A 14,500-nucleotide genomic window follows, 5' to 3' on the forward strand; every position below is an offset into this window, starting at 1 on the left:
TGCGAGGATGGTGAGGTGTCATCACCGCATCAGTCCGTGCCACCTCCTGAATCGTCCCACAACCCCGCCGCCGCGGAGGTAACGGGTGGGGATACGGCGCCGCCCGGACCCACGCGTGTGATCCGCACGACACGACTGTCGTTCCTCGGCGTGTTCATCCTCGCGATGTGCGTGTTCTTCCCCATCGTCGGCTGGCCGGCCGGACTGTTCTGGCTCGCGCTGATCCCGATCGGGGTGCTCGTCTGGATCCTGCGTACCCAGACGCGGGTGTCACCGGCTGGCCTGGATCTGCGGTCGGTCTTCTCCTCCCGGCATATCGACTGGGCACAGGTGAAGGGCCTGAGCATCCCCAAACGCGGATTCGTCCGCGCCCATCTGGACGACGACAGCGAGGTACCGCTGCCGGCGGTGAGCTACGACCGGTTGCGTGATCTGGTGGACGCCTCCGGCGGGCGTATCCCTGATCCGTTCGTGCTCCCGGATCCCGCCCCGGCCGCCGAGCCCCCGCCGACGACGACACCGCACCCGATGACGCCATACACGGTGCCGGCGACTCGGCGCCCGCTGCCGGAACCGGCCGTCCCGCGCCCGCCGACGCGACACCCGCCGACCCGGCGCACGACGACTCGGCGCACGACGACTCGGCGCACGACGACTCGGCGCCCACCTCCGGAACCGGCCGTCCCACGCCCGCCGACTCGGCGCCCGCCGCCGCGGCATCCGACGACGCGACACCGCCTGCCGCGGGTTCCGGCGCGGCGTCGGCTCATCCCGCGTCGGATGAGGCGGCGTCCGCCGACACGGCATCGGGCGATGCGAAGTCCGGCCGGCCCGCACCCGGCCGTTCCGGCGAGACACGCACCGGCTCCGGCGACCCCTCCGCCACTCCCAGGGCTGCCGATACCGGCCCCGGGCCCACTTCCGAACGGGAGTAGCCTGGAAAATCGCCGATCGCACCCGACCGCGGTCCCCGCGCTGGGCGATACGGCGCTGTCGCAACTTTCAGCCCCGCGACCCGACCGAGGACACTCATGCCACCGCTTCGTTCCCGAACAACCACCATCGGCCGCAATGCCGCCGGCGCCCGCGCCCTGTGGCGGGCCACCGGTATGACCGATTCCGATTTCGGCAAGCCGATCGTCGCCATCGCCAACTCCTACACCCAGTTCGTGCCGGGGCACGTACACCTCAAGGACGTCGGCGAGATCGTGGCCGATGCGGTGCGGGAAGCGGGCGGGGTACCGCGGGAATTCCACACCATCGCGGTGGACGACGGTATCGCCATGGGACACGGCGGCATGCTCTACTCGCTGCCCAGCCGGGAGATCATCGCGGATTCGGTGGAGTACATGGTGAACGCGCACACCGCCGACGCGCTGGTGTGCATCTCCAACTGCGACAAGATCACCCCGGGCATGCTCAACGCCGCCATGCGGCTGAACATCCCCACGGTCTTCGTCTCCGGCGGCCCGATGGAGGCCGGAAAGGCCGTGGTCGTGGGCGGCGTCGCGCAGGCCCCGACCGACCTGATCACCGCTATCTCGGCCAGCGCGAATTCCGCGGTGACCGATGACGGATTGAGCGAGGTCGAGCGCAGTGCCTGCCCGACCTGCGGTTCCTGCTCCGGCATGTTCACCGCCAACTCCATGAACTGTCTCACCGAGGCCCTGGGTCTCGCGCTGCCGGGCAACGGGTCGACGCTGGCCACCCACGCGGCCCGCCGTGCCCTGTTCGAGCGCGCGGGCACGATCGTCGTCGATATCGCGACCCGCTGGTACCGCGACGACGACGCCTCGGTGCTGCCGCGCAATGTCGCGAACGAGAAGGCCTTCCGCAACGCCATGGCCCTGGACGTGGCGATGGGCGGGTCCACCAATACCGTCCTGCACACGCTGGCCGCGGCCCAGGAGGGCGAGGTCGATTTCGACCTGCACACCATCGAGACCATCAGCCGCAAGGTGCCGACGCTGTCGAAGGTTTCACCGAACTCGGACTATCACATGGAGGACGTGCACCGGGCCGGCGGTATCCCCGCCATCCTCGGTGAGCTGCGCCGGGCCGGACTGCTGGAAACCGATGTGACCACCGTGCACAGCGCGTCGGTGGACGAATGGCTCGACACCTGGGACATCCGTTCCGGCAAGGCGTCCGAGGAAGCACTGGAACTCTTCCACGCGGCACCGGGCGGGGTGCGCACCACCGAACCCTTCTCGACCGAGAACCGCTGGTCGTCGCTGGACACCGATGCCGCGGGCGGGTGCATCCGCGATATCGAGCACGCCTACACCGCCGAGGGCGGGCTGGTCGTATTGCGCGGCAATCTCGCGGTCGACGGCGCGGTGCTCAAAACCGCCGGTATCGACGAGGAACTGTTCTCCTTCGAAGGACCGGCCGTGGTGGTCGAATCCCAGGAGGAAGCCGTCTCGGTGATCCTGGGCAAGAAGATCCGGCCCGGTGATGTGCTCGTGGTGCGGTACGAGGGTCCGGCGGGCGGGCCGGGAATGCAGGAGATGCTCCATCCGACCGCGTTCCTCAAGGGCGCGGGCCTGGGCAAACAGTGCGCCCTGATCACCGACGGCCGGTTCTCCGGCGGCACCTCGGGTCTGTCGATCGGCCATATCTCGCCGGAGGCGGCCAGCGGCGGTGTGATCGGCCTGGTGGAGAACGGCGACCGGATCCGCATCGACGTCGCGACCCGCACCCTGGAGGTCGTCGTCGACGAGGCGGTGCTGGCCGAACGCCGGGCCAAGATGGAAGCCCGCGAACGGCCGTGGCAGCCGCAGAACCGGGAACGGACGGTCACCACCGCGCTGCGCGCCTATGCCGCGATGGCGACCTCGGCCGACAAAGGCGCGGTCCGGCACGTGCCCTGATCCGCCTCGAAACAATGAAGGCGCTCCCTCGGATCCGAGGGAGCGCCTTTGTCGTCTCATGAAGTCAGTCGAAAGGACCGATACCGGTGAGCGGGTTGCCGTTCTGCAGCCACCAGTAGGTGAGGACCGCGGCGGCGACCGCCAGGACGAAGACCACGAACGATCCCGCCCCGGGCCGGACCGCCCAGCCCCGCCCGCGGTCGAGCGACCAGCGTCCGGGCCCGGTGAAGATGATGGCGACCGCGGCGCCCGCGAGGATGCTCTCCAGCTCGACCGCGCCCGGACCGGCCTTGTACTGGAACCCGGGATGCATCCCCTGCTTCCAGAACCAGGCGTCCAGGATCACCGCCAGCACCGCGCCCGCGGCCAGCGGCGTGGCCAGCCCCAGGATCAGCAGCGCCCCGCCGCCCACCTCGCCGGCGGTCACCATGGCGGCGGCCAGCGAGGGATGCTGCCAGCCGCTGCCCTCCATCATGGCTTTGGTGCCGTCCAGGCCGGGGCCGTGGAACCAGCCCGTCAGTTTCTGCAGGCCGTGGTAGAGGAAGGTGGCCCCCACGACCAGCCGCAGGATGAAAAGCCCGAAGTCGAGGGTGCCGCGGCGGTAATCACCGTTGCGGCGGCGCAGGCCGCCGTTGGGCTGATTACCGGCCGGCGGGATGCTCGCGTAGTCGTAGGTGTCCTCGCGACTGCCGCCGGGGCCGCCGGGACCCGGCGTATCGGCCGGTGTGCCGCCGGTGGTCGCCGATGCGTTCACCGGAATCTCCTTCGTCATGGCCACTGGGGGGAACTGGCCGGTCGGGGAATCGTAGGGACTCCCGACCCCGCCCGCGGTGGTCGATACCGCGCGCTGCTCTCCGGTAGACAGATTCCCGGGCCCCGCGGCCTCGGAGGACGCGGACCCGTTTCTCGCCTTGGCACTCACTCCTCAACAGTAAGCGGACGAACCGCCCCGCACCGGCTGAATCGGCGGCGTGTCCGTGCCATGGGCCGGCACGTGTCACAGGACGGACGCACCCGCGCCGAACGGACGCTTCCCGCCGCGACAGGGCCTTCGGGGCACACCCGGGGCCGTTTCCACTACGTTGGGAGATTATGAGGTCGGTTGGCGCGCGGCGCGTGACGGTGGGGCTGGTACTCGGAGCGTTGGTGCTGAGTGGATGCGCCCGATTCGACGATTCCGCATCCAGTCCGTTCACCCCGGAACCGACGCTGGACGGCGCGGAACTCGAGCCCAAGAAACCCGAGCAGTCCGAAAGTTCCACCACCCGGCCCAGCGGTCCGTGTATCGACCCGGACCCGGCCGTCGTGGTGAGCTGCCTCGACACCACCGGCGGACTGGTCGAAATGGGCGGGTACGCGCTGGTGGCCGAACGCCGCACCGGCCGCATCCTGCAGGTGGCCCCGGAACAGCAACCGGTCGAGGTGGCCCGGGTCGATGTCGATCCCGCGGGTGACGGCGGATTGAGCGATATCGCGATCTCCCCGACCTATGCCGAGGACGGGTTGATCTACGCCTACGTCACCACACCCAGCGACAACCGGGTGGTGCGCTTCGCCGAGGGTGGGCCGCCGAAACCGGTATTGACCGGAATTCCCAAGGGCACCACCGGTAATCGCGGTGCGATCGAATGGTCGAAACCCGATCAGATGCTGGTGCTCACCGGCGATACCGGCGACCCGGCCGCGGCCGCGAATCCCGGCAGCCGGGCCGGGAAACTGTTGCGGGTGAACAATCCGAGCTCCAGCGGCGACGCGCCCACCGAGGTCGCGGTTGCCGGAATCGGCTCGGCCGGCGATATCTGCCTCGGTGGTGACCAGATCTGGATCACCGACCGCACCCCCACCATGGACCGGCTGCAGCGGGTCGCCCCCGACGGCGCCGTCACCACCGCGTGGACCTGGCCCGACCGGCCGGGAGTGGCCGGGTGCGCGGTGACTCCCGAGGGCGTGGCGATCTCGCTGACCGACGCGAAAGCGCTCGCGATGGCCGTGCCGGACCCCAAGACCTACGCGGTGACCGCGCCCCCCAGCGTTTTCGTCGCCAACAAGTACGGTCGTCTGCTCGGCGCGGCCCCGGCGATGGACGGGACCATCTGGGTGTCGACGGCGAACAAATCCGACGGCGGCGAGCCGACCCCGAACGACGATCGGGTGGTACGCATCCCGCCGCCGTCCGCCGGTGGCGGCGGACCGGACTAGGAGACCGCGGCAGGTGCCCCGGCCGCCGGCCGGCCGGGGCACCTCCCGCACGGCGGAGCGGAGTCGCACCGCGGGGGCCGAACGCCGGGCAGGTCAGCCGATGCCGCTCGCTCGTGCCGCGATGATGGCGGCGAGCTCGGCGGGTCGCTCCTCCGGAATCCAGTGGGCGGCGTCGAGGGTTTCGCCGCGGAACGGTCCGGTCACGTATTCGGCCGTCAGTTCGGCACCCTTACGTGCCATGAAAACGTCCCGGCTGCCCCATACATGCGTCGTCGGGACACCGACAGCACGCCCGGCACGCCGCGGCGCGACGAGTGGCATCGCCCGGTACCAGTTCAGCGCGTAGTGCAGTGCTCCGCCGTCGACGATATCGCGCCGGATCCGGCCGAACTGTTCGTCGTCCATCCGCGACAGTTCCCGGGCCCGGCGTTGCCACTGCGGGCTGCGTACGGCATCGGCCGCGCGAAAACCGCGCGATATCACCACTTCGGGTAGCCACGGCGCTTGGAACCACACCATGTAGAACGTGCGGAACAACTGCGTACTGCCGAGACAGGATCGGACGAACGCCATGGGATGCGGGACCGATACCGAGGTGAGCGTACGCACCAGGGACGGGTGCGTCGCCGCGGTCGACCAGGCCACGGCCGATCCCCAGTCGTGGCCGACGAGATGCACCGGTCCGGCACCGAGCGTGTCGATCAGCGCCGCCGTATCACCGACCAGCGCACTCATCCGGTAGGCGAACCGCCCCCGCGGCCGGGCGCCGGGCGAGTACCCGCGCTGATCGGGCGCGATCGTGCGGTAGCCGCGCTCGTGCAGATAGGGGGTGAGACGCGCCCATTGCCGGGAGGTCTGCGGGAATCCGTGCAGTAACACGACCGGCTCGCCGTCGGACGGACCGTCGTCGACCACATCGAAGGTGAGCCCATCGTTGGTGAACGTTGTCAGGCGATTGTTCATGAGTCCCCCGGCCGGTGCGTATCGATCCAACGGTGCCACCGTATCGTCAGGCGCCGGCCGCGGCGACCGGTTGCCGGAGGATGGTGCGCAGCTTCTCGGGCGCCACCTTGCGTGCGTCACCGAGATAGATCTCGTGGTGTCGGCCGACCATCCGCAACCCGTTGTCCGGGATGAATTCGTGGTGCATCCGGGCCAGCACCCCGGCTTCGTCGTCGTAGGAGCCGATGTGCAGTGTCTGCACACAGCGCCCCTCCGAGAGGGTTTCCAGGCGTACGTCGTACAGCCGCCGCGGGCGATCACCGGCCGCGACCTGCTCGACCACGGCCGCGAAAAGGTCCCCCTCGATCCAGTCCGGGACCATGATCATCAGCGTCCAGTCCCAGCGGGATTTGTCCCGCGCGGCGGTGAAGGCGTCCATCTCGTCGGCCCACCACAGACCTTCCAGCGGCATCACGACATAGTCGCGTCCGAGCTCACGCTTGCTGGCGAATTTCAGTGTGTAGGCCAGCGGGTAGAGCGCCTCGGTCGCGTGACCGAAGGCGGGGTCGGTATTGGGGTCACCGTGCCCGTCGACCATGAGGTACTGCAGATCCGGCACCTCCACCACCTCGAACCGGCCCTGCCGGGCCCGGTAGGCCGCGATCTCCTTCTTGAAGTCGACCTTGTCGGCTGTCGCTCTGTCCGTCATCGGGCACCTGGACTCGCCGGGCGAGCCACGACCTCTCTGCCTCCAGGAGGCTCAGGGAATAGGAGAAGACCTCGCGCGCGGGCAACGCGAGAGGCGACTGCGCGGACGCCGCCGCCTCGACGGCGGCGATCCGCGCCTCGAGCTGCCGCAGCCGGTCGGCGAGCGCACGCCGGTATTCGGGTTCGGACAGCAGCGGCAGGTTCGAAACACCCACGAGAAAGGGGTGCGGTACCGGGTGCGGCTCCGCGACGAGCGCGAGCGCGGTGCGGGCGGCGACCTCACGCCCCGCCGCGGTGGCACGGAAGACGCGACGCCCCTTCGCGGCGGCGGGCGCCTCGGCGTGCACCAGCCCGCGTTTTTCCAGCTTGGCGAGCAGGTAGTAGATCGACGAGAACCCGATCTCGGTCCACTGCCGTATCCCGCGGCGTTCGATGACCTGTTCGAGATCGTAACCGTGCTGCGGGGACTCGATGATCAGGCCGAGGACGACGAGTTCGGAAGGAGTGAGCTCCACGGCGCTATTCTAGCACTAGAATAAACCAGCGACGCAGACTCATCCGGCCCGCTGCCCACAACGCGAACCGGCCCGCCCCGCACGAGGCGGGACGGGCCGGTGAAAGGATTCCGCGAGAGCTACCCGCCGCAGGCAGCGAGAACGAGCTCCCGCACCCGCGCCGCGTCGGCCTGGCCGCGCGTGGCCTTCATGACATCGCCGACGATCTTGCCCGCGGCCTGCACCTTGCCGGAGCGGATCTTGTCGGCGATATCGGGATTGGCGGCCAGCGCCTTGTCGACCTCGGCCTGTAGCGCGCTGTCGTCGCTGACCATGCCCAGGCCCTTGCTCTCCACGATATGGGCCGGATCCCCGGCGCCGTCGAGCACCAGGTCGACCACCTGTTTGGCGACCTTGTTGTTCACCGTCTTGGCCTCGACCAGGCCGATCACCTCGGCCACCTGCGCGGGCGTGATCGGCAGGTCCTCGAGGGCGACACCGCGCTCGTTGGCCTTCTCGGTGAGGTAGGCGACCCACCAGGAACGCGCCTCCTTGGCGGGGGCGCCGGCATCGACCGTCGCGATGATCAGGTCCAGCGCACCGGCGTTCACCAGATCGCGCATCACCTCGTCGGAGACACCCCAATCCGACTGGATGCGCGCCCGGCGCAGCCACGGATACTCGGGAATGGTGCCGCGCAGCCCCTCCACCCAGTCCGCGTCGGGCGCGACCGGTTCCAGATCGGGTTCGGGGAAGTAGCGGTAGTCCTCGGCGGTCTCCTTGCGGCGGCCCGGGGAGGTGGACCCGTCGGCCTCGTGGAAATGCCGGGTCTCCTGGATCACCTCGCCGCCGGTGGCCAGCACCGCGCCCTGGCGGCGCATCTCGAACCGGACCGCGACCTCGACGCTCTTGAGCGAGTTCACGTTCTTGGTCTCGGTGCGGGTGCCGAAGACCTCGGCGCCGACCGGCATGAGCGAGACATTGGCGTCGCAGCGCAGCGAACCGTGCTCCATCCGGACATCGGAGACGTTCAGGGATTTCAGCAGATCGCGCAGGGCGGTCACATACGCGCGCGCGACCTCGGGTGCGCGGTCGCCGGCGCCGGTGACGGGTTTGGTGACGATCTCGATGAGCGGCACCCCGGCCCGGTTGTAGTCGAGCAGGGAATGACTCGCCCCGTGGATACGCCCGGTCGCGCCGCCGACGTGTACCGATTTACCGGTGTCCTCCTCCATGTGCGCACGCTCGATCTCCACCCGGAAAGTGGTGCCGTCGTCGAGCGGGACATCGAGGTATCCCCCGGTGGCGATGGGTTCGTCGTACTGGCTGATCTGATAGTTCTTCGGCTGATCGGGGTAGAAGTAGTTCTTGCGCGCGAACCGGCCCCACGGCGTGATGGAACAGTTGAGCGCCAGTCCGATCCGCACCGCCGACTCGACGGCCTGCTGGTTGACCACCGGCAGCGAACCGGGCAGGCCCAGGCAGACCGGGCAGACCTGGGTGTTGGGGTCGGCGCCGAAGGTGGTCGGGCAACCGCAGAACATCTTGGTCGCGGTGTTCAGCTCGACATGGACCTCCATGCCGAGCACCGGCTCGTACCGGGTGACGACCTCGGCGTAATCCATGAGTTCGACGGTGGGTGCGCTCATGGCCCACAGTCTAAGCGTGCAGGCATGCCCCTCCGGTGGGCGGTCAGTCCACTCGGATCCGTGCGCCGAGCCAGCCGGTGACCGTATCGAGGGCCACCGGATCGATGGTCGTCTCGATGGTCTCGTACTCGCCGGGCAGGCCGGATACGGCGGGCTGCATCAGATGGTTGAGCCCGTCCAGCACCGTGACCGTGGCATCCGGGGCGGCGCCCAGCAGCTCACGCATGGGTTGTTCGTTCTGCGCCGGCGGGACCTGCACATCCCTGGATCCGAAGAACGCCAGCACCGGTATCCGCAGCGCGGACAGCGCGGGAGCCGGATCGTAGGAGACCAGCGCGGCCATATACGGGGTGTTCTCGCCGGTCAGGGCCTCGGAGGCGGTGCGCAGCTCCGTCGGCAGTGTGCGGTTGTAGGTCTCCGACAGCCGTGCGGCCTTGGTGAGCCGGCCGGCCCGCAGCGCCGCGGTCCAGTCCCGCAGAAAGGCGAGATGGGCGTCCAGCCGGTCGGGGGTGGCTCCGGCCTCGAGGAAGGTCCGGCGGCCCTGGGCCAGGATGATCTCGGTCCCGGGGACGGCGGGTGCGGCCATCAGGATGGTGAACGCGATCCCGTTCTCGGGGCGCGCGGCCACCAGCGGCGCCAGATAACCGCCTTCGGAATGCCCGAGCAGGCCGATACGGTCGGCGTCGATCTCCGGGCGCGCGCGCAGGAAACGCAGTCCCGCCTCGATATCACCGGCCAGATCGGGGTAATTCGCCTGATTCAGGTTGCCGCCGGTACCGCCGACTCCGCGATCGTCGGTGCGCAGCACCGCGTACCCCGCCCGGGTGAGGGTATCGGCCAGCAGCAGGAACGGCCGGTGCCCGGCGATCTCCTCATTGCGGTCCTGTGGACCGCTGCCGCCGATGAGGACGACCGCCGGCAGCGGCCCGGTGGTCGCCGCGGGACGGGTCAGGGTGCCCGCGACGGTGATACCGCCGCTCGGGTACGAAACCTCTTCGGAGATATAGGGATACGGCGGTGCGGGTTGCTGGGGACGGGCCGGGGCACCGACCGGCCGGCGATTCAGTCGCAACCCGAAACTGTGCCCGGACTGGCGGAAATCACCCACGATGGCATCGGCCGATTCGTCGAGCCGGCCCGCGAACCGCGCGTCGCCCGGGACATCCGGCACCCCGAACTCCACCCGCCCGGGTTCGGCCACCACTTCTGCCAGGGCACGGCCGGCGATCCGTTCGGCGGGTATATCGATCCGCCCGCTGGTCCGACCGGTGAAATCCACCGCCACCACGACCGGCGCGCCGGGCACCTCGATCGCCCCGTGCCATTGCCCGCGCACCCGGTCGTCGACGGCGCCGCCCGGGCAACCGGCCAGTACCGGGACGAGCATCGAGAGAACCGCAACCAGCAACACACCCCTGCCATGGCGCATGGTCCGACTGTATCCCCGCGCCGCGGCGCGACCCCGGCGAAGCACCGAGGTCGCGCCGAGGATTTCGGCCGGACCCCCGGTTCCGGCGCCGCCGGCGGGCGGGTTCAGCCGAAGAAGGCGCGGGCTTCGTCGTAGCGGTCGGCCGGAACACGTTTGAGCTGTTTGGTCGCCTCGTGCAGCGGCACCAGCCCGATCTCGGTACCCCGCAGGGCCACCATCTGACCGAAATGCCCGGCGTGCACCGCTTCGGCCGCGTGCAGGCCGAACCGCGTGGCCAGCACCCGGTCGTACGGGGACGGGCTGCCGCCGCGCTGCACGTGCCCCAGCACCGTAGTGCGGACCTCTTTGCCGATCCGGCGTTCGATCTCCACCCCCAACTGCTGCGCGACGCCGGTGAACCGTTCGTGCCCGAATTCGTCGACTCCGCCCTCCCGCAGGGTGAACCCGGAGTCGGGAGCGGGATGCGAGCCTTCGGCGACCACGCAGATGAAATGTTTGTCGCCGCGCTGGAACCGGCTCTTGATCAGTGCACAGACCTCGGTCACGTCGAAGGGCTGTTCGGGGACCAGCGTCAGATGGGCGCCCGCCGCCATACCGGCGTGTACGGCGATCCAGCCCGCGTGCCGGCCCATGACCTCGACCAGCATCACCCGCTGATGGGATTCCGCGGTGGTGTGCAGCCGGTCGATGGCCTCGGTGGCGATGGACAGGGCGGTGTCGTGGCCGAAGGTGACATCGGTGCAGTCGATATCGTTGTCGATCGTCTTCGGCACGCCGACGACGGGAACACCCTCCTCGGACAGCCAGCTGGCGGCGGTCAGCGTGCCCTCTCCGCCGATCGGGATGAGCGCTTCGATGCCGTTGTCGTCGAGCGTCCGGCGGATCTGCCCAAGGCCCGCGCGCAGGATATCGGGGTTGGTACGCGCCGTACCGAGCATGGTGCCGCCCTTGGCGAGCAGGCGGTCGGTGCGATCGTCGTTCTGGATCCGGATCTTGCGGTCCTCGAGTAATCCGCGCCAGCCGTCCTCGAAGCCGACGATCGCGTCACCGTAGCGGCCGTTCGCGGTGCGAACGACAGCGCGGATCACCGCGTTCAGTCCCGGGCAGTCCCCACCTCCGGTCAGGATTCCGATGCGCATGGCGCCCATCTTGCCCGCTGCGAGACACCTTTGCCGCGTCGGGCCCGTGAATGTCCGGTAACGCCCGCGCACCGGGCGGGAGTGCCGCTCACCGGGCCGGGCAGGACCCGCCGGTGAACTCGCCCAGATGCTGGGAGATCAGGCCCGCCATCTCGTCGAGGAGATTCATCCCGTCGGAGAACGTGCCCGAATCCGGTTGCGCGGCAAGCGCTATCGCGACCGAACCGCCACTGGCCGGTACCAGGCCGAACTGCCGCACCAGATAGGCCCCGTCGGTGTCCGGACCCCAGCCGCCCTTGAACTCGGCCGCCTCGAACACCGAACCGAGACCCCACTGCTGATTCGCGCTGACCGAACCCATCAACTGCACGACCTTCTCCGAGCCCGGGAGACAGGGCAGTTTCGAGGCGAACCGCACCTGGTCGGCGAGCGACCACTCGGACTGCCCGAATGACGAGTACTCCGCGCGCTTCGGCTTCTCCGCCACGACGGTGACACTGTCGCCGCCCTCGCGCAGCACCGCCTGGACCGATTGGGCGGCTTCCCGAGGGGTCCCCAGCGCGGACCACAGGGTGTCCGCGGCGGTGTTGTCCGACGCGGTGATGGCGGCCGAGGCGGCGTAGGACTGGCCCCCGGGGTTCTTCCGCTCGGCGGCCACCACCAGCGGAACCTTCATCGTCGACCACGCGGGACCGGTGGTCCACTTGCCCAGTCCGACGAACTGTTCACCGCCCACCGGCATGATCGCCAGACCCAGTTTCCCTTTCGCCGACTGCTCGAGCACCGTGAAATCGGCGGCCAGCGTGCCCGGAATGGTGATCGAGACCTTGCCGCCCGGCGCTTCGGCCGCCGCCTGGGTGATCGAGGTGGTCAGCGGCCGTTTCTCGGGCTCGGATCCGCAGGCCGGCGCGACGACTGCGACGAGCAGGCAGGCAGTGATCGCGAGCAGGCGACGGACCAGTGGGAGTTCCCGTTTCTTATCGGCCGACACTTCTCTCCGCATGGCTCTTGTGATCTCCCACAGTCCCGATGATTCGTACCCGGTCGGAAAACCGTACTCCATCGGCGGCCCCGGCCCGGCCCGGATGAGCCCGCCGGGGACGCGAACGAATGCGCGGTTCCGCGTCTACCGGCAGGTCAGTAGAGGTAGACGATGGCGTTGTTCCCGCCCCGGCAGGTGACCAGGCCGGCCGCGGCGACACATTCGAGCGTGTAGGCCTGGCCGGTCACCGGGCTGGTGGCCTCGACCGAGACGGGATCGCCCTCGGCCGAGACCACGGAGGGATCGAGGTAGGCCTGCCGGACCGCCTCGGCGAACTCGCAACTGGTCACCGCGGTACCGGTTGCCGCGGAACCGTATTCGGAACCGCCGGAGGACACCCCCGAACAAGGTTGCGCACCCGCGGGCAGATCGGCCCGGGCCGTGGTGGTGGTCGCCGACGTGGTGGTGCTGGTGCGCGCGGAGGTGGTGGCGGAGGGTTCGCCGGTGCTGTCGGCCGCGGAAGTCCGCTCGGGGGCCGAGGTGGTGGCGGCGCCGGTGGTATCGGCGGCGCCGGTGGATTCCGGGCCCTCGGAGCCACCGAGGAACTGGATACCGAGTACCGCGAGGATGATCACCACCGCGAAAACCCCGATTCCGGTCATTATCGGCACGACTTTGGAACGTTCGCCGCCGGGTGCGGTGTCACGGGCCCGCGCGTTCGCGGCGTAACTGTCGCGATAGCCGGCCTCGTAGGCGGCCGCATAGGGGTCGGCCGGTGGGCCGGGATCCTGGGCCCGGTAGCCGTAGTGCTCGCCGGGCGCCGCAGCGTCGTAGCGGCCGGTCGGCTCGGACACCGGGTACTGCGGCCGCGGGTCGAAGCTCGCCTCCTCGGCGGAGTAGGCGAGTTCGGGAGGCGTCCGATCCACCGGCTGATACGCCCGGGTGGTCTCCTCGGCGGAGTACGCCAGGCCCGCGTGACCCTCTTCCACCGGCTGATACGCACGGGTCGCGTCCTCGGCGGAGTACGCGAGGCCCGCATGGCCATCATCCACCGGCTGATACGCGCGGGTCGCGTCCTCGCCGGAATAGGCGAGCCCGGCGTGGCCATCATCCACCGGCTGGTACGCATGGGTCGCGTCCTCGGCGGAGTACGCGAGGCCCGCGTGGCCATCATCCACCGGCTGATACGCATGGGTCGCGTCCTCGCCGGAGTACGCGAGCCCGGCATGACCTTCTTCCACCGGCTGATAGGCCCGAGTGGTGTCCTCTCCGGAGTAGGCGAATCCGGCGTTCTCCTGCAGGTAGGCCTGGGCCGGATCGTCGGCGGGATAGGCGAGCCCCGAGGCGTCCCTCTCCACCGGCCGATAGGAGCGGGTCGCGTCCTGGGCGGGATAGGCCTGTCCTGCGGGGGTCTCGTCCCGGAAGACCCGGGTGGACTCCTCGGCCGCCGGGACCGGATAGCCGGGTTCACCGTAGATGCGGGTGGCCTGATCGTGCGGGTAGAAGTCCGCGACCGGCATGCCCCCGGTCGCGGGCGCCGGGTTCTCGTACTGTGACGGATCGACGGCCGGGTGCAACTGCTCGTTCTGGTAGAGATGCGCGTCCGGGAACGGCCGGATACCGCCGGGCGGGGCCTCGGGATCGGCGGCGGGAGCGGGATCGTCGGCCGGCAGCGGGGTGAACTCGGTTTCGGTGGGCCGGAAGGAGGTCGGGTCGCCGGGGATAATCGCGGGCAGGGTCGTGGCCGGGTCCGGCGTGCCCTCCTCGCGCGGTATCCGGACCACCAGGGTGGGAATCCCGCCGGTCGGCGGCGCCGACGGAGCGGGCACCTCGGCAATAGCGGGAGATTCGCCGGACCGCGGCTGTGGGCCGGCGGGATACGGGGGGCGCGCCGGAGAGTTCAGCGCGGTGCGGGCAGCTACAGCTAGTTCACCTGCCGTAGCGAAACGCTCGTGCGGATCCTTGGCCATACCCCATGCGATCACATCATCGAGTGCGGCCGGTAATCCGGTTCGCTGCACGCTTGCTCGCGGTGGCGGTTCGGTCAGATGCGAGCGGATCAGCATGCCCACGCTGGTGGCCGGG

Annotated in this window: 12 protein-coding genes; 3 read left to right on the forward strand and 9 right to left on the reverse strand. The window is 69.6% G+C overall.

Annotation, left to right across the window (positions count from 1 at the left end):
- Positions 1-165 precede the first annotated feature (165 nt).
- Together ON38_RS37540 and ilvD are read left to right on the forward strand one after the other, a co-directional pair.
- Positions 166-1,113 (forward strand): PH domain-containing protein, encoded by a 948-nt coding sequence (locus ON38_RS37540; RefSeq protein ID WP_083872770.1) that lies wholly within the window; start codon positions 166-168, stop codon positions 1,111-1,113.
- On the forward strand, positions 1,032-2,873 hold the full coding sequence (gene ilvD / locus ON38_RS17830; RefSeq protein ID WP_039825954.1) for a dihydroxy-acid dehydratase: 1,842 nt from the start codon (positions 1,032-1,034) through the stop codon (positions 2,871-2,873). Before ON38_RS37540 ends, ilvD begins: the two co-directional genes overlap by 82 nt.
- 64 nt (positions 2,874-2,937) lie before the next feature.
- Here the strand turns inward: ilvD and ON38_RS17835 are convergent, their stop codons facing one another.
- The gene (locus ON38_RS17835; RefSeq protein WP_245564087.1) at positions 2,938-3,627 is read right to left on the reverse strand and encodes a DoxX family protein; all 690 of its coding nucleotides are present in this window, start codon (positions 3,625-3,627) and stop codon (positions 2,938-2,940) included.
- Positions 3,628-3,965: 338 nt separating this feature from the next.
- Between ON38_RS17835 and ON38_RS17840 the strand changes: the two genes are divergently transcribed.
- Complete coding sequence (locus tag ON38_RS17840; protein ID WP_039825956.1) at positions 3,966-5,072, forward strand: PQQ-dependent sugar dehydrogenase; 1,107 nt, start codon at positions 3,966-3,968, stop codon at positions 5,070-5,072.
- A gap of 93 nt (positions 5,073-5,165) precedes the next feature.
- Here the strand turns inward: ON38_RS17840 and ON38_RS17845 are convergent, their stop codons facing one another.
- The 8 genes from ON38_RS17845 to ON38_RS34210 form a co-directional block, all read right to left on the reverse strand.
- Positions 5,166-6,035: an alpha/beta fold hydrolase gene (locus tag ON38_RS17845; protein WP_039825957.1), complete on the reverse strand. Its 870-nt coding sequence runs from the start codon at positions 6,033-6,035 to the stop codon at positions 5,166-5,168.
- A 46-nt stretch (positions 6,036-6,081) separates the two neighbouring features.
- A complete protein-coding gene (locus tag ON38_RS17850) occupies positions 6,082-6,633 on the reverse strand; it encodes a GyrI-like domain-containing protein (protein ID WP_245564088.1) in 552 nt (183 codons plus the stop codon).
- Entirely contained in the window at positions 6,593-7,237 is a 645-nt protein-coding gene (locus ON38_RS37545) for a PadR family transcriptional regulator (protein WP_083872767.1), read from the reverse strand. Before ON38_RS37545 ends, ON38_RS17850 begins: the two co-directional genes overlap by 41 nt.
- A 119-nt stretch (positions 7,238-7,356) precedes the next feature.
- The gene (gene gatB / locus ON38_RS17860; RefSeq protein WP_039825960.1) at positions 7,357-8,865 is read right to left on the reverse strand and encodes an Asp-tRNA(Asn)/Glu-tRNA(Gln) amidotransferase subunit GatB; all 1,509 of its coding nucleotides are present in this window, start codon (positions 8,863-8,865) and stop codon (positions 7,357-7,359) included.
- A 43-nt stretch (positions 8,866-8,908) separates the two neighbouring features.
- The gene (locus tag ON38_RS17865) at positions 8,909-10,294 is read right to left on the reverse strand and encodes an alpha/beta hydrolase family protein (RefSeq protein ID WP_039825961.1); all 1,386 of its coding nucleotides are present in this window, start codon (positions 10,292-10,294) and stop codon (positions 8,909-8,911) included.
- 104 nt (positions 10,295-10,398) lie between these two features.
- Positions 10,399-11,433, reverse strand: coding sequence for an ATP-dependent 6-phosphofructokinase (locus ON38_RS17870; RefSeq protein WP_039825973.1), 1,035 nt, complete (start codon positions 11,431-11,433; stop codon positions 10,399-10,401).
- Positions 11,434-11,521: 88 nt separating this feature from the next.
- A complete protein-coding gene (locus ON38_RS17875) occupies positions 11,522-12,424 on the reverse strand; it encodes a serine hydrolase family protein (protein WP_245564089.1) in 903 nt (300 codons plus the stop codon).
- A 146-nt stretch (positions 12,425-12,570) separates the two neighbouring features.
- On the reverse strand, positions 12,571-14,500 hold a 1,930-nt coding region (locus ON38_RS34210), incomplete at its 5' end, for a serine/threonine-protein kinase (protein ID WP_506330621.1).

It is taken from the genome of Nocardia testacea NBRC 100365, from assembly GCF_000308775.1.
GTDB classification, from domain to species: Bacteria; Actinomycetota; Actinomycetes; order Mycobacteriales; family Mycobacteriaceae; genus Nocardia; species Nocardia testacea.